A 19,700-nucleotide genomic window follows, 5' to 3' on the forward strand; every position below is an offset into this window, starting at 1 on the left:
AAGGCTAATAGAAGGATATTAATAAAATGATAGTTGCCCCCCCAAATTGTGTTTTTAGTGGTCTATTACTATAGATAACCTAATTAAAAGAAAATGGAAAAAAAATGTATGATTATCGTGACAATTTTGCTTTTAGTAGTAATGGCTACTCCAATAAAAGCAATTGGGCAAATTGTTGTTGAGGAACAGTCAACTACTTACCTCTATAATGCAATAAAATCTGAAACAGATCCAATTAGCATTGAAAAAATGCTTGTTCAAATGGAAAAGCAGTCTGCATCGGAACCAAGAGATGCCATGATATTAGATGCTGGCCGATACATAGCCGCTAAAGCTTATGCCCACGCAGGAGATGCTCAGAAGGCAAACTACTGGATGAATAAGATTAATAATAAAAGTTGGAAGACAAGCAGTTTATCTACAGTTACTCGAGCTCTTATCGAAGCTGGGATGCTGAATGATGCTGAAGAACTTGTAAAGCCTTTTTTGGGTCAAACTGGATCAAACAACTTTCACTACGGTTTGATTCTCTATAAACGTAAGGAGTTTAAAGCTGCATTGGAGTATCTAAAGCCTAATAATGAAGACAAGTCTGATTTTTTAAGTGCAGATGCTGAAATTTATCCTTTCGCACTGATCGAAGCTGATAAACAGCTGGATGCTTTCAATGAAGTTAATAGATTACTGAAAATTTCGGCAAATAGAAGTGATAGATTCAAAGATGCTTCAAGAAAGTTATTTCAAAATAAATATGGTGACGAGATACGCTATGAATTTCTGCTCGATTCTATGGAAACTGTGGACCATAATAGCACATTGACAAAAATAGCAAAAATGGAGACTAACCAATTGGCTCCAGATTTTGAACTTAAAGATTTAAACGGAAAAAGCGTTTCGTTAAAAAGTCTAAAGGGTAAAATCGTTATCTTAGACTTTTGGGCTACTTGGTGCCAGCCTTGCATAGCCTCTTTCCCGGGTATGCAGAAGGCCGTAGATTACTACAAAAACGATGATAGCGTTGTTTTTATGTTTATTCATACCCAAGAAAAAAGCCCAAATGCTGCTGATGATGCTAAAAAGATGCTAATTGCAAGGGGAAACCGATTTGATGTTTACATGGATTTAAAGGACGAGGTTCTTGGAAAAAGCCCTGTTTCAGCTGCCTATAAAATTTCTGGACTTCCTGCTAAATTCTTTATTGACAAGAATGGTTTTATACGTTACAAAAACGTTGGTTATATAGGTGTGGATGAAGCTATACCTGAAATCAAAACCATTGTGGATAAATTAAAAGCGGAATAAGCAACACACAATTCACGCTGATATAGCGAAGTTAATGGGATTGAAATCGACAAAGATGTTCAATTGTTATTAGCATGTACGTATGACACCAAATTAATGTAAGTATTTCTAGTGATCAAATGTGTATAGGGTCTTGTATGCAATGTCTTTAAGTCAGAATCATTTTTAATAGGTCCTATTTAATTTTCAATAATACCAATAGAATTTTCACTTAATTAATCACCACTATCTATAAACAGTATGAGAATTTTAATTATAGAAGATGAAGACTTAAATGCTCGTCGCCTAAAAAGATTGTTAGAAGAATTGGAACCTAACTGTGAAATTTTGCAAATAATTGATACAGTTAAGGATGCAGTTTCCTGGTTAAATTTAAACAATTCACCAGATTTAATTACAATGGATATATGTTTGGCTGATGGGGTTAGTTTTTCCATATTCGATCAGTCAATTATTAAATGCCCGATAATATTTACAACTGCCTATGATGAATATACTTTTAGAGCATTTAGTAATAATAGTGTAAGTATAGAATACTTAATGAAACCCATTCAGAAGGACGAACTTGCTGCTAGCTTAAATAAAATTAAACTATACCTCGGAAAGGAGGATTTATTCCCTGTTTTTAATTCGAGAAATCTAAGAGGGGATTATAAATAATCACTTTGTGTATCGTAATTTTTTGCCTGATTGAAGTTGTTAAATATTTTAAAATATACCTCTTTTGTGTTCAGTATAAAAAAGTTTCTATTTTTTACAGATTTTGTATTTCCATCAGTCATAAAAATGAGGAATCACAAAAGAAATAGATTCGTCTAATGTCAAACCGTTTTCTATTAAAAAGGGAAAGAACAAAGTCATATAATAAAAATTTAAAAGCTACAGTAAATACCTCTATTTACTGTAGCTTGTTCTAAACAGAATAGTGCATCAATGATTCTAATAATTATTTATTCAGTATTATTAAAAGGTTGAAAAAAAGCTTAGTGAGCATTAACACTACTAAGAGAAGTGTAGTTTATCTATAGGTCTTTAAGTAAGTGCGTTAAATTAGAATCATTCTTGATTCGATCTATTTCATTTGCAATAATACCTATAACATCTTTCTTTACCTGCTTGTAATTAGCTTCAATTTGTTCTTTCATATTATCAGCTCCATGTGAATCGTTAAAAGATAAAATCTCTGGTATTTTTTTAAAAGCTTTGGTTTCGGCAGCAACTTTGTCGTTATCTACTACAATTTCAGAATGAAAAATCTTCTGTTCAATACGTTCGTCAAAATTGTCGGAAACAGCTCCCACGAACATTCCTTGTGTAAGTGTAGAAATCTTAGATGCAGGTATTAAGCTATCTAACTGTGTGGATATTGAAGTAGATTTATCATTCCTGTTAATTGTCAAGCTTTGACGTTTTTGCAACACTTTCCCGAAACGTTCCGAAAGATTTTTAGCAGTTTCTCCCACTACCTGACCACTAAAAATGTTACCGACAGTGTTCTGAATTACTTTAGCTTCTTTATCTCCATAATCACGGATTAATTGAGAATAGTCTTGAAAGCCTAAACATACTGCCACTTTATTACTTCTGGCCGTTGCAATCAGGTTATCCAATCCTCGAAAATAAATTGTCGGTAACTCATCGATGATGACAGAACTCTTTAACTGTCCTTTTTTATTAATGAGTTTCACAATTCTTGAATTATATAAACCCAATGCCGCTGAGTAAATATTTTGACGGTCTGGATTATTACCTACACATAAAATCTTAGGCTCCTTCGGATTGTTGATATCCAGAGAAAAGTCGTCACCGGTCATTACCCAATATAATTGTGGAGAAATCATTCTTGATAATGGGATTTTAGCAGAAGCAATCTGTCCTTGCAGTTGGTCTTGTGCTCCGCCCTGCCAAGCATCCATAAAGGGCGATAAATAATTTTCCAAATCAGGATAAGACGTCAGAATAGTGAATACATCAGAGTATTTTTTATTCAGTAATTCAATAGCGTGTGGAAAAGTGCAGTATTTGCCGCTGTCATAGATTTTCAGAAACCAGATGATTGCTGCCAGCAAAATAATTGGTGATTCAACGAAAAAATCCCCTTGCTTCTGGATCCAGCTTCTATTAAGATTCAACATAATCGTGTAAGCAGCTTCATAAGCATCAGAGATATCCGTCATAAAAACCGGGTTAAGTGGATTGCAACGATGACTTTTACGAGGATCATCAAAATTAATAACATAAAATTGAGGCTGTACCTTGTATTTATCTCGGTGTTTTAGTAAATGGTTATATGCAATAGTAGAAAGGTCGTCAAATTTAAAATCATAGATATACATTGAAAACCCTTTTTCTATATGCTGTCTAATATAATTATTTACAACTGCGTATGATTTGCCTGAACCTGGCGTGCCTAATACAATTGTTGCCCTGAAAGGATTCACTACGTTAATCCAGCCTTCATTCCACTTTCCCTTGTAATAAAATTTAGTAGGTAAGTTTACAGAATATTCGTTTTTCATCAGTTTGGTTTCTTGCTGAAAACTCTCATTCTCATTATTAAATACATCATCCATTAAATTCGTGCGGAGCAATCTGGTAATCCAGACACCCGCCTTCATCAAAGAAATGTAACCTAATGCTGTAGTAAAAATGTAGAGAGATGTACCTATAAAGGGAGACAGTTTTAGTAAAGGTGTATTGAGAAAAAACAGAATAAAACCAATTACCAAGGCGGTGTTTATTTTTGTCCATGTTATTTTTTCGTTCTTTACACCTTTGGTTCCAAGACAGCTTAATGCCAGCAATACCAATGCGAAAATTTTGGTGTAAAGGTTGTGAGCAAAAAGCCCCGCCGTTCGGTTAAAGTTGGCTAATATTTTGCCTATTATTTCTAATGTCCAGCCACGCTCCAAAAAGAAACCAAAGCAGAACCAGTAAAAGTGCATCAGTACAATGATGATACTGACCGCACGCATGAAAGCCATAATCTTGGCTAAACCTCTTAAATCGTCTTCTCCTTGCATAATTTGTAATGATTAAAATGACAGAGAGTGAATTTAGAGTCTGTTCGGGTTGGTTTTGGATAAACGGTAACCGATGGCGTTCGGTGGCATTGTTTGGTTTGATGTTTCTATTTACCTCTTTTTCGTTTCCTTTTCTTCTTCATTCTATTGGCAAATTCTTGTTCCTCGTAATCTTCGTCCTGTACATCGGGAAGCAGACTGCCCAACCCCTCTATCAGATCAGGCTCATTATAGGCAGGTTGTTCCTTGTTCAGAAAATCAAAAAGCTCGTGTGGTGTTTCGGACTCTTCCTTAGTATTATTCTGGGATGAGCGGCTTGAATGTGTTGTATTGTCATTTGTGGTTTGCTTCCTATTTTCTATTGCCTGTTCATCCCACCATTTATTAAATACATTAGCAGATAGATTTTTACCCAATTGCGAGCCGTTCCATACGGTACGGCTTTCGTGGTCTATAAAAGTCATTCCATAAATACGACCTTCATCATTCCTGCGGACAACGGTATTAATGCCCTGCTCCAATAGCTGCTTCTTAAAATCTGTTTCATTATTGGATGTATGCATACCAGCTTCAATAGTATTTTTAAGCACCTCTTTTGCAGGGTTGGTTTTCATATTTTCCTTTGATTTTTCAAAGTGTTTTTCAAGCTGGGTCATTCCTGCTTCTTTGCCAAACAGTGAAGACTTGAACGGATTACTTGCCTTTTGTCCATACTCATTTAAAGCAAAATACACTAAACCCTGTTTTGGTTGACCGTGTAATTCACCTTTAACTTCTTCGGAAGTTATATTAAAAAGAGAAAGTAAAGCGTTGTAAGCTCCTAGACTTTGGTACTGATAATATTTGGGCAAGTGGCGGGTAACGGATGCTATTTGGCTTTTTATATCTCCTTTGGTATAATCCACGGATTTAAAAATTCGGTCACTATTTGACTGGTATTGCTCTGTAGCGGGCTTCAAATCATATTGCTGTTCCAATTTCCTGCATACAGCCATTGAACGTGGATGATCATAACTGTCCGGTATTTTTGCACCGTTGAGTTGCACGCAGGTGGTTACGATATGTATATGGGTGCGTTCAATATCGGTATGCTTGAATACCACATACGGCTGATTGCCATAACCCATTTCTTGCATGTATTGCTCCGCTATATTTCTGAACTGCTCATCACTAACCTTATCCGCAGGGTCAGGATTCAGCGAAATGTGACGAACAGGCTTTTCTGTTTTGTTATTTGCCAGCAAATAAGGCTCGAAATAGCGGTTGAGAAAAGCGGTAGTGTAGTTGTCGTTCAGCACTTCGGGTATCTTATTCGTGAGCAAAACATGTCCATTTTCCTCGTGCACTTTAAGCAGATTGTAAGAAATTGCTCCGATCATGTTCGCACCTTTTCCAATTTTTGCTATCATTTTTCTTCGCTTTTGTATAGGTATTTTGTTTCAAACTCCTGCGTTAATTGGATAACTTGTTGACATAATGTCGCCATTTCTGCGGTTTGCTTTTCCAATTTAAAGAGATAAGCAGCGGCTTTCTTCTCTGAAAAATTGCGATAAAGTATCTTCACTATCTGGTTATAATTTATACCAACTGCTCTAAACTGGCTGTATAATTTGGTCAGTTGTGCATGGTAATCCATAGCAGCTACATCAATTTTAACCGTCTTAATCTCCCGTTGTAGTAAAAGAGAAATAATAAATTTTGCTTTGTTGCTTATACCTGACGCTTCAAAAAGCGACAGGAGTTTCGCATTCTCTTCGTCATTCAGACGAAAAACATGGCGGTGCGTGCTTGGGTTTAGCTTTGGCTTACGTCCGCCTTTGTTCTGTTTGTTGTTACTGTTCTCATTCATCACAAATCCATTTTAAAATTTTATAAAACCCCGACTTTGGAGGGTGTTTTTCGGCTCCCGGCAGGGCAAGTTGTTTTGGGGCACGAAATACGTTTCGAGTGCCTCAAAACATAACTTGCTCTATTCTGGTGAATAGAAAATCCGCCCTGCGGGACGGATTCTATTTAGTGGAAAAAGCAGCTTCATGCTGCTTCTTATTTTACCTTTCTTGATGGAATAGCATTCTATCAAACCGTCAGAAAAACCCCCTTTGCAAAGTAAAGGTTGATTTTATAAACTATTGATATATAGAATACTGCCAAAGTATTCCGTTAAAAGCCAAAGTGTACAACGCTTTAAAAACCACCTCTATTAATCGCTTTCTTTGTTTCAAGGTTCTACAGAAAGCTTTGAAAAAAACAGTAAAGAAAAAAGTAAAAAAAGAGATATGTATCTGTGCAAATCCTGTAAAAAATAAAAGCATAAAGTTTTAAAAATATAAAAACGCTAAAACGTAAAAGCGGTAAATAAGAAAAGCAGAAAAGAAAGTTTAACTGAAGTAAAGCATATTTCTACCTGCAAAACTTCACGGATTGAAATTTTACAATCAGGTTTCATGTGAATGAAAAAGGGAAAAACGACAAGCAATTACGCAAAAGGTAAAAAAGAAATATTAGAACAAAGAAAGGTACAAATGAAGGTTTTTGTTTGCCTGTACCGATTTAAAGAAAAGCATCAATAAATTTTTAAATAATGGAAACGACAAAGAAAACTTTAAAAATCAGCTTCTACACACAAAAGGGAGGTGTAGGCAAATCAACGATCACTACGCTGTTGGCTAGTGTGCTGCACTACCGTTTAGGTTACAACGTACTAGTAATGGATTGCGACTTTCCGCAACACAGTTTAACCAATATGCGTGCGAGGGATTTAAAAACGGTCATGGAAAATGACTATCACAAGAAAGCTGCTATGAAGCAGTTTCAGACTATCAATAAGAAGGCCTACACCATCGTCAAGAGCAAAGCGGAAAACGCATTGGAAAACGCATTTGAGCAGACAGAAAAATCGAAGGTAGAGCCGGATATTATCTTTTTCGACCTTCCTGGAACTGCAAATACAAAGGGAGTATTATCGACTTTAAAAACGATGGATTTTGTGTTTTCACCGATTACGGCAGATCGACTGGTGGTAGAAAGTACATTGGGCTTTACCAAGGCCTTTCTTCACTTACCAGAAACAGAAACCGGAAACAAAGATCTGGCAATATGGTTGTTTTGGAATCAAGTAGATGGTAGGGAAAAAACAGGTTTGTACGACGCATATCAAAATGTCATAGAGGAGTTGGGATTGCCAATTATGGAAACTCGCATTATGGACAGCAAGCGTTTCCGAAAAGAAACAGACGATACAGGAAATTATGTATTCCGTTCCAGTCTGCTCCCTGCCGAACCGCAATTGCTGAAAACCACCCGCATGGATGCTTTTGTGCAGGAATTTTTAAAAATTATTCACCTGTAAAACCGATGATGTATGGCAACAGATAACAAACGAAAAGACTTTGAGAAACCGGATGTTGATGAGGAATACCTGATGAACATCATGAGCGGTGACCAGCCTGTCCCTGACAAACCAATTCCCAAATCACAAGAGGAAATAAAAGAAAGCAAACCACGTGAGCGATCTCGTTCGACTTCTACCAAAAAAGTAGATTATGAAGAAACCTTTTTAGTCAATCGCTTTCCGTCAGGGCGTAACGGTAAAGTAGTCTATATCCGTCCTGAATATCATGAAAGATTAATCCGCATTGTTCAACTCACACGGGAAGATAAAACTACTCTTTATTCATATATAGATAGTATTCTTGAACATCATTTCAAGGAATTTGGTGATGATATTACCGACTATTTCAATGAAAGATATAAACCTATTATATAATAGTTTCATTATGAAAAATACAAAACAAAAAAAGAAAGCAACATTAAGAATAGATCAGTACAAAACTGAATTTCTTCAGTCGAAAGGCGTTAAGGCAAGAGATAGCAAAACAGCCTATATCAGTACAGAGTTTCACGAAAAGTTATCGCTTATCGTCTTTATGATGGGTGGAGGTAAACTGACTATTACTGATTACCTACACAATGTGCTGAAATACCATTTTGAGGATTTCGGAGAGGAACTCACAGCCATTTATAACGCAATCGACAAACCTAAATTATAGCTATGGAAACAGCAATTCTTATATCCCTATTAATTGTCATTGTCCTGCTGTTGCAGGACAAGGTGGTTATCAAAAGAAATCCAAAACAGGAGAAGCAAATTCCTAGTCAAAAGCGAGAATTTTTAGATATTATGGGAAAACCCAAGCCGATTGAACGCCTTTCTCCGCCAAAGAATACCACTAAAGGACAACTTGAAGATAAAGAGGAAAAACCTGATAATTTTGAAGAAGAAAGATCCCTAAAAGGGTTTGCTAAAGAAATTCCGCAGGAAGAGCTAGATGAAGTTTTTAATACCGAACCTGATTTGGAGGAAGAGGAAGAAGAATGGAACGGGTATGGAACTTATGAGGAAGAAAACGGTTTTGCCACAGGGGTTACCTTTGAAGAACTAAGTACCGTGGGGATGTTGCTCCAAAAAGAGAAATTGGAAACAGCTCAGAAGGAAACAGCGGTGGGAATAGTTCAGAAAATACAGGGAACCGATCTTTTTAGTCTACTGGAAAACTCAATGGAGGGTGCTGCACAGAAAATTGCAGCGTTGTTGGACAGTGGTGTTCCCGGTAAAGAAATGGACTCTGGTTCTTCCAATTTGCGGAAAAATAATATTAATGATTTTGACATTGGGGAGTTTGTATAGACTCTCCTTTGTGTTTTAAAACGTTAAGGTATGGAAAAAGAACTGAAAGAATTTGATATCCACGGAACAGTGTTTCTTGTGGATGTGAATAAATTAGAACTGAGAGAAAAAGAAGATGAAACGAATATTATTCGGTTTGATGAAATGGAATATTTAGGAAATGGATATCGTTTTGATTACGACGTTGAAAAGAATAGACTTTCATCGGGATGGGGAAATCACGAAGTAACCGTCACTATTCCCGAATTCTCCGTATTAGATCCTATTGGGATGGGGAATAAATATAAGCTATCATTAGATGTCATAAAGAAAAGGAACGACTATGATATCATGGTTGACCCCGTTGCTTATGACCTGCGTGTGAACAAAGGAATGCTGCCCACCATTGATATTGAAGGACACACTTTCTATGTAGATATAAGAATGGATAAACTTAGACCAAAAGATGACTTCCTCTCTAATGGAATTGCTTTTTCACACATAGAAGACTATTTTAATGATAGCTCTGGAACATATCTTATTCCCTACAATCCTAAGACAAGAGAAATGGGCGAAATTGACTATGAAAATATTACAGAAATTCCAAAAAATCTTGTTGTAATAGAATTTCCAAACGAGTTAAAACTGGATCCTATCGGATGGAATAGGCAACACGGATTTGATCTGAAAGATGGGTTAATGGAAGTAGGATTGCAAATGAGTTTTACAGCAAAAAAAGGAAAATGGGAAGACATTTATGTGCCTCAAAAAATCAAAGAGAATTTAGATAAAATTAAAAAAGAAAATAAGAACTCGAATACTCCTTATAATTCAGAAAGGAAAAAGGGTAGAAAAATGTGAGAATATTGTAAAAAGAACGAAACGTCAGCCATCAAAAGGCTGGCGTTTTTTTATACTCAATTTTCATACGAAAAGCCTTTGAAAGCCAAGTTATTCCACTGAACGACACTTTTTAAGAGTGCTTTGTTTTACGTCGCACATTTGTTCCGAAAGCCTGCAAGGTGCAGGAAATCGTAACAAATTAATTCGTTTTAAAGATGAAAAAACAAAGAAAAAAAGTGCTGCTGACAGGTGCGGCTTTGCTGTCAGCATTTGGGGTATTTGCACAGGGAAACGGTTCTGCGGGAATCAACGAAGCCACGCAAATGGTAACCTCTTATTTCGATCCCGCCACACAACTTATTTACGCCATTGGTGCCGTGGTCGGGTTAATCGGAGGTGTTAAAGTGTACAATAAATTCAGTAGTGGTGATCCTGATACAAGCAAGACTGCGGCATCATGGTTTGGAGCTTGTATCTTTTTGATCGTTGCTGCAACTATTCTTCGTTCATTCTTCCTTTAATCCTTTGCCTTATGAGTAAATACAATATTAATAAAGGCATTGGACGTACAGTCGAGTTCAAAGGATTGAAAGCACAGTATCTGTTCATTTTTGCAGGTGGCTTACTGGGTATGCTTGTTCTGGTGATGATACTGTATATGGCAGGCGTAAGTTCTTATGTGTGTCTATTTATTGGAGTTGGAGGAGGCTCTCTTATTGTCTGGCAGACATTCTCTCTGAACCAGAAGTATGGTGAATACGGATTAATGAAAGTGGGTGCCAATAAGAGGCATCCACGTTATATCATCTGCCGGAAACCCGTACATCGCTATTTAAAATTCACCTCTAAATCTGTCGGCTTATGAGAAATGTAGCAAAAGCCACTACGTTGGAAAGCAAGTTCCCATTATTGGCTGTGGAAAACAACTGCATCATCTCTAAAGATGCAGACATTACGGCTTGCTTTCGGGTACATTTGCCCGAACTGTTTACGGTTGCTTCCGTAGAATACGAAGCTATACATTCCGCATGGCACAAGGCGATCAAAACTTTACCGGATTTTACAGTCGTTCACAAACAAGATTGGTATATCAAAGAAAATTACGCTCCTGATATTGCAAAAGAAGATCAAAGCTTTTTAGCAAAATCGTATCAACAGCATTTTAACGAGCGTCCTTTTCTGAATCATTATTGTTACTTGTTTCTTACCAAGACCACTAAAGAACGTATGCGTATGCAAAGCAACTTTAGTTCACTTTGCAAGGGTGTGCTTATCCCTAAAGAAATAAGGGATAAGGAAATCATTCATCGCTTTATGGAAGCTGTGGCACAGTTTGAAAGGATAGTGAATGATAGCGATTTTGTAAAACTGGAACGTCTGAGCGAAGAGGATATCGTCGGAACGAGTGGCAAGCAAGGATTGCTGGAACAGTACCTCACCTTGTCAAGAGATGAGGGAAGGCCTTTACAGGACATTGCTTTGGGGTCTGAAGAAGTTCGTATAGGGAACAAAAGATTATGTTTACATACCTTATCTGATACGGATGATCTACCGGGAACAGTATCTGCTGATACGCGTTACGAAAAATTATCTACAGACCGAAGTGACTGTTTGTTGTCGTTCGCTTCTCCCGTTGGACTACTGTTAAGTTGTAATCACATCTATAATCAATACCTTTTCTTAGATAACAGCGAAGCAAACCTCCAAAAGTTCGAAAAGTCTGCAAGGAATATGCATTCACTGGCAAGGTATAGCCGTGCCAACCAGATTAACAAAGAATGGATAGAACGCTATCTCAATGAGGCTCATTCACATGGTCTGTCTTCCATTCGTGCACATTTCAATGTACTGGCATGGTCTGAGGATCCGATCGAACTAAAACAGATTAAGAATGATACCGGTAGTGCTCTGGCTTTGATGGAATGCAAACCAAGACACAATACTACTGATGTAGCAACTTTGTACTGGGCAGGAATGCCGGGCAATGCCGGGGATTTTCCTTCTGAAGAAAGTTTCTACACCTTCATAGAACCCGCGTTGTGTTTCTTCACAGAAGAAACAAATTACCAAAGTTCACCATCACCGTTCGGTATCAAGATGGCAGACAGGTTAACGGGAAAGCCAATCCATTTGGATATATCGGACTTGCCTATGAAAAAAGGTATCGTCACGAACAGAAACAAATTCATTTTGGGACCTTCAGGTTCGGGAAAATCTTTTTTTACAAACCACATGGTTCGTCAATACTATGAACAGGGGGCACATGTGCTGTTGGTTGACACAGGTAATTCCTATCAGGGATTATGTGAGCTGATCTATGGAAAAACCAAAGGTGAAGACGGTGTTTATTTCACTTATACCGAAGATAATCCTATTTCATTCAATCCATTCTTTACAGACGATGGCATATTCGATATTGAGAAGAGAGAAAGTATCAAAACCCTGATACTAACCTTATGGAAACGAGATGATGAGCCACCGACAAGAGCAGAAGAAGTAGCCTTGTCTAATGCGGTAAGCGGTTATATAGAGCGTATTAAGATCAATGATGAATATCCATCCTTTAATGGTTTTTACGAATATGTACAGAGAGACTACCGCAAAGTATTAGAAGAAAAGCAGGTTCGGGAAAAAGACTTTGACATAGCCAATTTCCTAAATGTTCTGGAACCTTACTACAAGGGAGGTGAATATGATTATCTGCTTAACTCAGACAAACAACTTGACTTGCTGACTAAACGCTTTATCGTATTTGAGATTGATGCTATAAAGGATCACAAAATTCTCTTTCCTATTGTCACGATTATCATCATGGAGGTTTTCATCAATAAGATGAGAAGGTTGAAAGGTATCCGTAAGCTCATCTTAATTGAAGAAGCTTGGAAGGCAATTGCAAAGGAAGGTATGGCTGAGTACATAAAGTATTTGTTTAAAACAGTCAGAAAGTTCTTTGGAGAGGCAATTGTAGTAACGCAGGAAGTGGACGACATCATCCAATCACCTATTGTGAAAGAATCCATTATCAATAATAGTGATTGTAAAATACTGCTCGATCAGCGAAAGTATATGAATAAATTTCATGACATCCAGGCGATGCTCGGGCTCACTGAAAAAGAAAAATCTCAGATCCTTTCTATCAATATGAACAACGACCCCAAACGCTTGTACAAAGAAGTCTGGATTGGATTGGGCGGAACGCACTCCGCCGTTTATGCTACAGAAGTAAGCATGCAGGAATATCTCGCATACACTACGGAAGAAACCGAAAAAATGGAGGTTATGCAGCTTGCTAAGGAACTCGACGGTAATGTAGAACTCGCTATAAAACGAATTGCTGAAGAGCGAAAATAGAAATCAGGTAATTATTAATCAATTAAAAATCAATAAAATGAAAAAAATCATGTTAATGGTGTTCACGGTAATTATACTGGCTGTTACACCTTCTGCCAAGGCACAATTTGTTGTCACTGACCCAGCTAACCTGGCTTCCGGCATTCTTAACAGTGCTAATGAAATCATACAAACATCTTCCACAGTTTCCAATGTGGTCAAAAATTTTAAGGAAGTAGAAAAGGTGTATAAACAAGGTAAGGAATATTACGACAAGTTGAAAGCGGTCAGTAATCTGGTAAAAGATGCGAGAAAGGTACAGCAAACTGTCTTACTTGTTGGAGACGTATCTGAAATGTATGTACAGAATTTCGGCAAGATGATGAACGATCCGAATTTCTCACAACAAGAATTGGCTGCTATCGCCAATGGTTATTCTGCACTATTGAATGAAAGCACGGAGCTACTGAAAGAATTGAAGCAGATTGTTTCCTCATCCAGTCTTTCATTAAACGATAAAGAACGTATGGATATCATCGACCGTGTTTATAAAGAAGTTAAAGAGTACCACAGCCTTGTACGGTACTATACCAGTAAAAATATTTCGGTCAGTTTTCTAAGAGCTAAAAAGAAAAATAATAGCAAAAGAGTACTTGAACTTTACGGAAATCCTGAACAAAAATACTGGTAAACTATGGAATTTAATAATCTTCATGAAGTTCTACGCTCATTGTATGATGAGATGGTACCTCTGTCCGCCGATATGGCGGCTGTAGCAAAAGGACTCGCCGGATTGGGGGCTCTGTTTTATGTAGCTCTCAAAGTATGGCAGGCACTCAGCCGTGCAGAGCCTATAGATGTATTCCCCTTACTACGTCCGTTTGCTTTGGGATTGTGCATTATGTTTTTTCCAACTATGGTTTTGGGAACTATCAATGCGGTACTCAGTCCCATAGTAAAGGGCACTCATGCTATACTGGAAAACCAGGTGCTTGACCTTAATGAGTTGCAAGCTCAGAAAGACCAATTGGAATACGAAGCTATGGTACGAAATCCCGAAACCGCCTATTTAGTTTCCAATGAGGAATTTGACAGGAAGCTTGAAGAATTGGGATGGTCACCCTCTGACATTGCTACGATGTCGGGAATGTATATGGAACGTGGTATGTATCAAATGAAAAAATGGATAAGGGATGCTTTTCGGGAATTTCTGGAAGTACTCTTTCAGGCAGCCGCTCTGGTCATAGATACCATACGGACGTTCTTTCTGATTGTCTTGTCCATTCTGGGACCAATAGCCTTTGCTATTTCTGTGTGGGATGGGTTTCAGAGTACGCTCACACAATGGCTCACACGGTATATCAGTGTGTATTTATGGTTACCTGTGGCTGATTTGTTCAGTTCTATGCTTGCCAAAATACAATCATTGATTCTTGAAAGAGATATAGAGATGCTTGCCGACCCAACCTATATCCCTGACACTTCAAATACGGTTTATATCATTTTTATGATTATCGGTATCGTAGGATACTTTACCGTTCCTACAGCCGCAGGCTGGATCATTCAGGCAGGAGGTGCCGGAAACTTTATGCGTAACGTGAACCAGACTGCTATGAAAACTGGAAATATTGCCGGTGCCGGTGCTGGTTCTACCGCAGGTAATATCGGAGGAAAATTAATGGGTAAATAATAAAATTTAAATCATTTGAAATGGAATTTAAAACATTAAGAAATATCGAAAACAGCTTTAAGCAGATAAGGCTGTATGCTATTGTCTTTGCGGTACTCTGCATTGGAGTTGTAGGATATGCCGTTTGGCAGTCCTACCGCTTTGCGGAGGAGCAACGACAAAAAGTCTATGTGTTGGATAACGGCAAATCACTCATGTTGGCACTCTCTCAGGACGCTTCTATAAACCGTCCGGTTGAAGCTCGTGAGCATATCCGTCGTTTTCACGAATTGTTCTTCACGCTCGCACCTGAAAAGAATGCTATTGAAAGCAATATGAAAAGAGCATTTAATCTTGCCGACAAATCGGCATTTGATTATTACAAGGATTTGTCCGAAAAAGGATATTACAACCGTATCATATCCGGTAACGTACAACAACGTACTGAAGTGGACAGCGTAATCTGCAACTTTGATACCTATCCGTATGCTGTTAAAACTTATGCAAAACAGTTCATTATCAGGTCAAGCAATGTGACAAGGCGTAACCTGGTTACATCCTGCTACTTGGTTAACTCCGTTCGCTCTGACAATAACCCACAAGGCTTTACAATAGAAAAATTTGCGGTGTTAGAAAACAAGGATATTGAAGTTATAGAACGCTGAAGATTAAGCACATGAAACACTTACTTGATTTAGACACGTTCGTGAAAACCCTTATTGATAAAGGATACTCTGGTTTTTTTCATACTGAAAGTTCTTATGCAGGCAAATTAAAGGATAGCATCAGTGAATTTTTGGAGGCTTGGGGCAAAGGCAAAGAAGCACCATTAGTAGCAAGCCATTTGCATCTATCTACATATCTCGAATGGAATGGTGAAAACAAGCCAAAGATTGAATGTGATATGTGGGTAAAATACGAGAATGGGAAATTTGATTTACAGGAAACGGAAATGTATGTAAGAAGAATAGATCCTTATGGACAACTATTGAAGCAATCTAAGCTAACCAACTTTACAACAAGCTCGTTTCCCATGATAAAAGAAGCCATTTCCCAGGTGACTGAAAAACCTAAAGAACATATCTCTTCCTGCAAAAGAGGGTTCAGAATGTAATAACCTCAAATAATTAAAGTATGAAAAAACTAAGGGAAAGATTGGATAATTGGTTTAACAAACTTGATGAACGTTGGCGGTCGTTGCCTGTAAAGAGACAACATAAATATACGCTGCTTTTTTTTATGGGCTATCTGCTTTTAACGGTTATCGTCATCGCAAAAGTTTGGTTCGACACCTCTAAGCCTAATCCCACTATAGAGATCAGACATATCGAAAATCCAGTTATACAGAAAAAGAAATCCGAGACGGGAGGATTGGATTCATTGTCAAACATTTTAAAAGAAAAGTTTTATGAAAGAAAATGGAAATAAAAAATTGGGAGTTCGGGTTACGGAAGGTACCCCGAATGAAAACCCTGATGTATTGCAGGACAATGCACAGAATAAGACTGAAAAGTTGAAGAAACCAATCATATTTGGTTTGATGGGAATCGTGTTTGTTGGCTGTATGTGGCTCATATTTAAACCATCAGAAGATAAAAACAAGATAGAGGATATTGGTTTAAACGATGCTGTACCACAGGCTACGGATGCAGGTTTACAGTCGGACAAACAGAAAGCTTATGAGCTGGAAATGTTGGAGCAGAAAAATCAGGAAAAGCGTAATGGGTTGACCACATTAGCTGATTATTGGAATACAGATTCAGCAAACTCCATGGAACCAGATCTTTCTGAAGAGGCACAGGGAAATACGGGTTTATTCAGTGGTAATCAACGTAGAGGAAGTAATCCTGCACTAAATAGTTATCAAAATGCTCAAAGCGTTCTCGGTTCGTTCTATAATGAACCCAACTATGAAACACAGGAACTTCGCAAACAATTAGACGAACTGAAACAGCAATTAGCAGAAAAAGACGTGGTGGCACCCGATCCGGTCGAAACCCAATTGGCACTTATGGAAAAGTCCTACCAGATGGCTGCGAAGTATCTACCGACCAATACTCCCTCTCAGCCTACAACTGTCGTTCCCGGTTCTGAACTTCCGACAACAATACCTGCATCATCATCTACTACTCAAAAAGAACATTTTGTAGCATTTACACCTGTCAAAAAAAGTGCTGTGTCAGCATTGTACAGAGAGCCAACAGATAGTGCATTTCTGGCAAATTGGAGTGAAACCCGAAATCGAGGATTTTACACCGCAGGTGTTTCAGAGCAGGTAATACAGCCAAAAAACAGTATTCGTGCTGTAGTACAGGAAACACAGGTAGTAACCGGAGAAACTGGTGTTCGTGTTCGCATATTAGAAGATGCGAAAACTCCGAACCGTACCATTCCAAAAGGAACGGTGTTAACGGCTACTGCAAAATTCCTAAATGGAAGATTGCAATTAAAGGTGACTTCAGTAGAACTGGAAGGAAACATTATCCCTGTAGATATCACCATATACGATATTGATGGTCAACAGGGACTATATGTACCTTATTCTCCTGAAATGAATGCCCTGACGGAAATAGCAGCTAACATGAGCCAGACTTCAGGTACGAGTATTATGATGACACGTTCGGCAGGTCAGCAGGTAGCAGGCGATTTGAGTCGTGGTGTGGTACAAGGAGTTTCCGGTTATTTCTCTAAGAAAGTCAGGACGCCTAAAGTAACGTTGAAGGCTGGACATCAGGTGTTTCTTGTGTCTAAAAGCTAATAAATCAAAAAATATAAAGATTAAAATATGAAAACGATAATTAAAAGTATGCTGATGTTAACCTGTTTGGTTGGACTGATCGGCAAAAGCCAGGCACAAAATGCCAATAACACATCCAAATTAGCAATGGGTAAAGTAGAACCTTATCAAATGGAAGTAACCTATACTAAAACCTCGCATTTGATATTTCCAGCGGCTATTCGTTACGTGGATTTGGGAAGCGAGTATCTGATAGCGGGTAAAGCAGAAGATGCCGAAAATGTATTGCGTATAAAGGCTACCGTACGTGATTTTGAAGAAGAAACGAATTTTTCGGTGATTACCGAAGACGGCCGTTTCTACAACTTCAATGTCTTTTATAGTTCATACCCATCGTCATTAAATTATGACTTGTTGACCATGCAGAAACAACTTAGCCGGGAAAATGAAAATGATGTATTATTTGAAGAGTTGGGTAAGAACTCTCCATCATTGGCGGGGTTGCTGTTGGAAACTATTTACAATAAGGACAAGAGGATCATCAAACATATCGGGTCAAAAAGCTACGGCATACAGTTTTTGTTGAAAGGGGTTTATATCCATAATGGTAAGTTTTATTTCCATACTGAACTACGAAATAAGAGTAATGTTCCGTTTCAGATTGATTTTGTGAATTTCAAAATTGTGGATAAGAAGATTGCAAAACGTACCGTAATACAAGAAAAACCAATGAAGCCACTACGCATATACAAGCCTCTTGACGAAATTATTGGTAATACTACGGAGCAAAACGTATTCCTATTGGATCAGTTTACAATTACGGATGATAAAGTGCTATTGATTGAGATTTTCGAGAAAAACGGAGGCAGACATCAGGTTTTGCAAATAGAAAATTCCGATCTGGTAAATGCAAGACTTATCAATACGATGCATCTCAAAATTAACTAATCAAAAAAATAAGGCAATGAAATATTATATATATACAGTGATATTGATACTTATCGGTATCACATCGGCAAACGCACAGCGGATGGTACCCAAACAAAAAGCACTTGAAGTAAGTGCTGGAATATTATCAGATGATAAAATTGGAAATGACTACTATATAAATCTGGCAATGACAGTAAACGGTAAAAACGGAAATTACTGGCTATGGGCACTGGAATATAACCATGAATATTCTAATTACAAAGAGCTTGAAATACCTGTTGAGACCTATATGGCCGAAGGAGGATACAGTCTTCGGCTGTTGGGAAACTTCCGAAAAAGTATCAACCTAAACGCAACACTCAACGGAGTTATTGGCTACGAAACATTTAACCGTGGAAAGGAAATGCTTTTTGATGGAGCCGAAATACTGAACGAAGAAAGTTTTGTCTATGGAGCCGGAGGACGTTTGTCTTTGGAAACCTATTTGTCCGATCGCTTTGTATTACTGATACAAGGTCGTACTAAAGTGCTTTGGAATACATCAAGGGACCAGTTCCGACCATCAGCGGGAATTGGATTAAGGTTTAACTTTTAAAACATAAAACTACTGATTCTCCGCAAACACACCTAATATTTTTAGTATATTAGCGCTCAAAAAGCAGGGATTATGAACATATTCAGTTTTACGGCTCATTTCGGTTCGGAGGAAGATTGTCGTTTGCATTTCAAGGAGCAGCGTGATAAGGAAGGGGTTGTCTGCAAGCGATGCGGGGGCACTTCCCATTATTGGTTACAGGGTAAATGGAGTTATGAATGCAAAGGTTGCCGTTTCCGCACCTCGTTGCGCAGCGGTACGAACATGGAGAGCTCCAAGCTGCCGTTTCTGGTGTGGTACAAAACGATGTTCCTGATGAGTTGCACAAAAAAGGGATTCTCCACCAACGAACTCCAGAAGCAATTAGGATTGAAGCGTTACGAACCGGTATGGGCGATGGTACACAAACTCCGCAGGGCGATGGGCAACCGGGATGCAAGGTATACACTGGAAGGGATGATAGAACTGGATGAGGGTTACTTTTCGGTGGCCAGTAAGGAAATCGAGCGAGGCAAGGGTACACGTGGCCGGGGAGCCGAGGGAAAGCAGAACGTTGCGGTGATGGCCGAAAGCACCCCGTTGGAAGATATCGAAACGGGCAAAAA

At 38.2% G+C, this 19,700-nt stretch carries 21 protein-coding genes and 1 pseudogene; 19 read left to right on the forward strand and 3 right to left on the reverse strand.

The genetic code is table 11. The features are described from left to right. The first annotated feature begins 93 nt into the window (after positions 1-93). Both ACVFVN_RS07815 and ACVFVN_RS07820 read left to right on the forward strand, forming a co-directional pair. Positions 94-1,302, forward strand: coding sequence for a TlpA family protein disulfide reductase (locus tag ACVFVN_RS07815; RefSeq protein ID WP_058699768.1), 1,209 nt, complete (start codon positions 94-96; stop codon positions 1,300-1,302). 240 nt (positions 1,303-1,542) lie between these two features. After that, positions 1,543-1,962, forward strand: a complete 420-nt coding sequence (locus tag ACVFVN_RS07820; RefSeq protein ID WP_058699767.1) for a LytR/AlgR family response regulator transcription factor — start codon at positions 1,543-1,545, stop codon at positions 1,960-1,962. Positions 1,963-2,324: 362 nt separating this feature from the next. Here ACVFVN_RS07820 and mobC read toward each other — a convergent pair whose 3' ends face one another. From mobC to mobA, 3 genes are all read right to left on the reverse strand, one after another. Next, complete coding sequence (mobC, locus tag ACVFVN_RS07825) at positions 2,325-4,325, reverse strand: conjugal transfer protein MobC (RefSeq protein ID WP_058699766.1); 2,001 nt, start codon at positions 4,323-4,325, stop codon at positions 2,325-2,327. A 107-nt stretch (positions 4,326-4,432) separates the two neighbouring features. Further along, positions 4,433-5,734, reverse strand: a complete 1,302-nt coding sequence (mobB, locus tag ACVFVN_RS07830) for a conjugal transfer protein MobB (RefSeq protein ID WP_058699765.1) — start codon at positions 5,732-5,734, stop codon at positions 4,433-4,435. After that, positions 5,731-6,174, reverse strand: coding sequence for a conjugal transfer protein MobA (gene mobA, locus ACVFVN_RS07835; protein WP_058699764.1), 444 nt, complete (start codon positions 6,172-6,174; stop codon positions 5,731-5,733). Before mobA ends, mobB begins: the two co-directional genes overlap by 4 nt. A gap of 732 nt (positions 6,175-6,906) precedes the next feature. Here mobA and ACVFVN_RS07840 point away from each other — a divergent pair. From ACVFVN_RS07840 to ACVFVN_RS07920, 17 genes and pseudogenes are all read left to right on the forward strand, one after another. After that, complete coding sequence (locus tag ACVFVN_RS07840; RefSeq protein ID WP_058699763.1) at positions 6,907-7,674, forward strand: ParA family protein; 768 nt, start codon at positions 6,907-6,909, stop codon at positions 7,672-7,674. A 12-nt stretch (positions 7,675-7,686) separates the two neighbouring features. Continuing rightward, the gene (locus ACVFVN_RS07845; protein WP_058699762.1) at positions 7,687-8,091 is read left to right on the forward strand and encodes a DUF3408 domain-containing protein; all 405 of its coding nucleotides are present in this window, start codon (positions 7,687-7,689) and stop codon (positions 8,089-8,091) included. A gap of 10 nt (positions 8,092-8,101) precedes the next feature. After that, positions 8,102-8,374: a DUF3408 domain-containing protein gene (locus ACVFVN_RS07850; protein ID WP_176221477.1), complete on the forward strand. Its 273-nt coding sequence runs from the start codon at positions 8,102-8,104 to the stop codon at positions 8,372-8,374. 2 nt (positions 8,375-8,376) lie between these two features. After that, positions 8,377-9,012, forward strand: coding sequence for a hypothetical protein (locus ACVFVN_RS07855; protein WP_058699761.1), 636 nt, complete (start codon positions 8,377-8,379; stop codon positions 9,010-9,012). Between the two features lie 30 nt (positions 9,013-9,042). Continuing rightward, positions 9,043-9,852: a hypothetical protein gene (locus ACVFVN_RS07860; protein ID WP_058699760.1), complete on the forward strand. Its 810-nt coding sequence runs from the start codon at positions 9,043-9,045 to the stop codon at positions 9,850-9,852. A 197-nt stretch (positions 9,853-10,049) separates the two neighbouring features. Then, positions 10,050-10,355, forward strand: a complete 306-nt coding sequence (locus ACVFVN_RS07865) for a DUF4134 domain-containing protein (protein ID WP_058699759.1) — start codon at positions 10,050-10,052, stop codon at positions 10,353-10,355. 11 nt (positions 10,356-10,366) lie between these two features. Then, positions 10,367-10,699, forward strand: a complete 333-nt coding sequence (locus ACVFVN_RS07870) for a DUF4133 domain-containing protein (protein WP_058699758.1) — start codon at positions 10,367-10,369, stop codon at positions 10,697-10,699. After that, on the forward strand, positions 10,696-13,185 hold the full coding sequence (locus ACVFVN_RS07875; RefSeq protein ID WP_058699757.1) for a TraG family conjugative transposon ATPase: 2,490 nt from the start codon (positions 10,696-10,698) through the stop codon (positions 13,183-13,185). The genes ACVFVN_RS07870 and ACVFVN_RS07875 overlap by 4 nt, the downstream gene beginning before the upstream one ends. A gap of 37 nt (positions 13,186-13,222) precedes the next feature. After that, a complete protein-coding gene (locus tag ACVFVN_RS07880) occupies positions 13,223-13,855 on the forward strand; it encodes a DUF4141 domain-containing protein (protein ID WP_058699756.1) in 633 nt (210 codons plus the stop codon). A 3-nt stretch (positions 13,856-13,858) separates the two neighbouring features. Continuing rightward, positions 13,859-14,854 carry a conjugative transposon protein TraJ gene (gene traJ / locus ACVFVN_RS07885; RefSeq protein WP_058699755.1) on the forward strand — a complete coding sequence of 332 codons (996 nt, stop codon included), beginning with the start codon at positions 13,859-13,861 and terminating at the stop codon, positions 14,852-14,854. A gap of 20 nt (positions 14,855-14,874) precedes the next feature. Beyond that, the gene (traK, locus tag ACVFVN_RS07890; RefSeq protein ID WP_058699754.1) at positions 14,875-15,498 is read left to right on the forward strand and encodes a conjugative transposon protein TraK; all 624 of its coding nucleotides are present in this window, start codon (positions 14,875-14,877) and stop codon (positions 15,496-15,498) included. A gap of 11 nt (positions 15,499-15,509) precedes the next feature. Next, entirely contained in the window at positions 15,510-15,947 is a 438-nt protein-coding gene (locus ACVFVN_RS07895) for a hypothetical protein (RefSeq protein ID WP_058699753.1), read from the forward strand. 20 nt (positions 15,948-15,967) lie between these two features. Beyond that, on the forward strand, positions 15,968-16,261 hold the full coding sequence (locus ACVFVN_RS07900; protein WP_058699752.1) for a hypothetical protein: 294 nt from the start codon (positions 15,968-15,970) through the stop codon (positions 16,259-16,261). Then, positions 16,242-17,591 carry a conjugative transposon protein TraM gene (gene traM / locus ACVFVN_RS07905; protein WP_058699751.1) on the forward strand — a complete coding sequence of 450 codons (1,350 nt, stop codon included), beginning with the start codon at positions 16,242-16,244 and terminating at the stop codon, positions 17,589-17,591. Before ACVFVN_RS07900 ends, traM begins: the two co-directional genes overlap by 20 nt. A 27-nt stretch (positions 17,592-17,618) precedes the next feature. Then, positions 17,619-18,518 (forward strand): conjugative transposon protein TraN, encoded by a 900-nt coding sequence (gene traN / locus ACVFVN_RS07910; RefSeq protein WP_058699750.1) that lies wholly within the window; start codon positions 17,619-17,621, stop codon positions 18,516-18,518. 82 nt (positions 18,519-18,600) lie between these two features. Continuing rightward, complete coding sequence (locus ACVFVN_RS07915) at positions 18,601-19,095, forward strand: conjugal transfer protein TraO (RefSeq protein WP_456234840.1); 495 nt, start codon at positions 18,601-18,603, stop codon at positions 19,093-19,095. A gap of 72 nt (positions 19,096-19,167) precedes the next feature. Next, a pseudogene (locus tag ACVFVN_RS07920) lies at positions 19,168-19,700 on the forward strand (IS1595-like element ISBbi1 family transposase); the annotation flags it as partial.

The sequence above is a fragment of the Soonwooa purpurea genome (assembly GCF_053891095.1).

Coding starts and splice junctions, on each gene's coding strand:
- ACVFVN_RS07815 (WP_058699768.1), top strand. CDS start 94: ATGGAAAAAAAATGTATGATTATCGTGACAATTTTGCTTTTAGTAGTA.
- ACVFVN_RS07820 (WP_058699767.1), top strand. CDS start 1,543: ATGAGAATTTTAATTATAGAAGATGAAGACTTAAATGCTCGTCGCCTA.
- mobC (WP_058699766.1), bottom strand. CDS start 4,325: ATGCAAGGAGAAGACGATTTAAGAGGTTTAGCCAAGATTATGGCTTTC.
- mobB (WP_058699765.1), bottom strand. CDS start 5,734: ATGATAGCAAAAATTGGAAAAGGTGCGAACATGATCGGAGCAATTTCT.
- mobA (WP_058699764.1), bottom strand. CDS start 6,174: ATGAATGAGAACAGTAACAACAAACAGAACAAAGGCGGACGTAAGCCA.
- ACVFVN_RS07840 (WP_058699763.1), top strand. CDS start 6,907: ATGGAAACGACAAAGAAAACTTTAAAAATCAGCTTCTACACACAAAAG.
- ACVFVN_RS07845 (WP_058699762.1), top strand. CDS start 7,687: ATGGCAACAGATAACAAACGAAAAGACTTTGAGAAACCGGATGTTGAT.
- ACVFVN_RS07850 (WP_176221477.1), top strand. CDS start 8,102: ATGAAAAATACAAAACAAAAAAAGAAAGCAACATTAAGAATAGATCAG.
- ACVFVN_RS07855 (WP_058699761.1), top strand. CDS start 8,377: ATGGAAACAGCAATTCTTATATCCCTATTAATTGTCATTGTCCTGCTG.
- ACVFVN_RS07860 (WP_058699760.1), top strand. CDS start 9,043: ATGGAAAAAGAACTGAAAGAATTTGATATCCACGGAACAGTGTTTCTT.
- ACVFVN_RS07865 (WP_058699759.1), top strand. CDS start 10,050: ATGAAAAAACAAAGAAAAAAAGTGCTGCTGACAGGTGCGGCTTTGCTG.
- ACVFVN_RS07870 (WP_058699758.1), top strand. CDS start 10,367: ATGAGTAAATACAATATTAATAAAGGCATTGGACGTACAGTCGAGTTC.
- ACVFVN_RS07875 (WP_058699757.1), top strand. CDS start 10,696: ATGAGAAATGTAGCAAAAGCCACTACGTTGGAAAGCAAGTTCCCATTA.
- ACVFVN_RS07880 (WP_058699756.1), top strand. CDS start 13,223: ATGAAAAAAATCATGTTAATGGTGTTCACGGTAATTATACTGGCTGTT.
- traJ (WP_058699755.1), top strand. CDS start 13,859: ATGGAATTTAATAATCTTCATGAAGTTCTACGCTCATTGTATGATGAG.
- traK (WP_058699754.1), top strand. CDS start 14,875: ATGGAATTTAAAACATTAAGAAATATCGAAAACAGCTTTAAGCAGATA.
- ACVFVN_RS07895 (WP_058699753.1), top strand. CDS start 15,510: ATGAAACACTTACTTGATTTAGACACGTTCGTGAAAACCCTTATTGAT.
- ACVFVN_RS07900 (WP_058699752.1), top strand. CDS start 15,968: ATGAAAAAACTAAGGGAAAGATTGGATAATTGGTTTAACAAACTTGAT.
- traM (WP_058699751.1), top strand. CDS start 16,242: ATGAAAGAAAATGGAAATAAAAAATTGGGAGTTCGGGTTACGGAAGGT.
- traN (WP_058699750.1), top strand. CDS start 17,619: ATGAAAACGATAATTAAAAGTATGCTGATGTTAACCTGTTTGGTTGGA.
- ACVFVN_RS07915 (WP_456234840.1), top strand. CDS start 18,601: ATGGTACCCAAACAAAAAGCACTTGAAGTAAGTGCTGGAATATTATCA.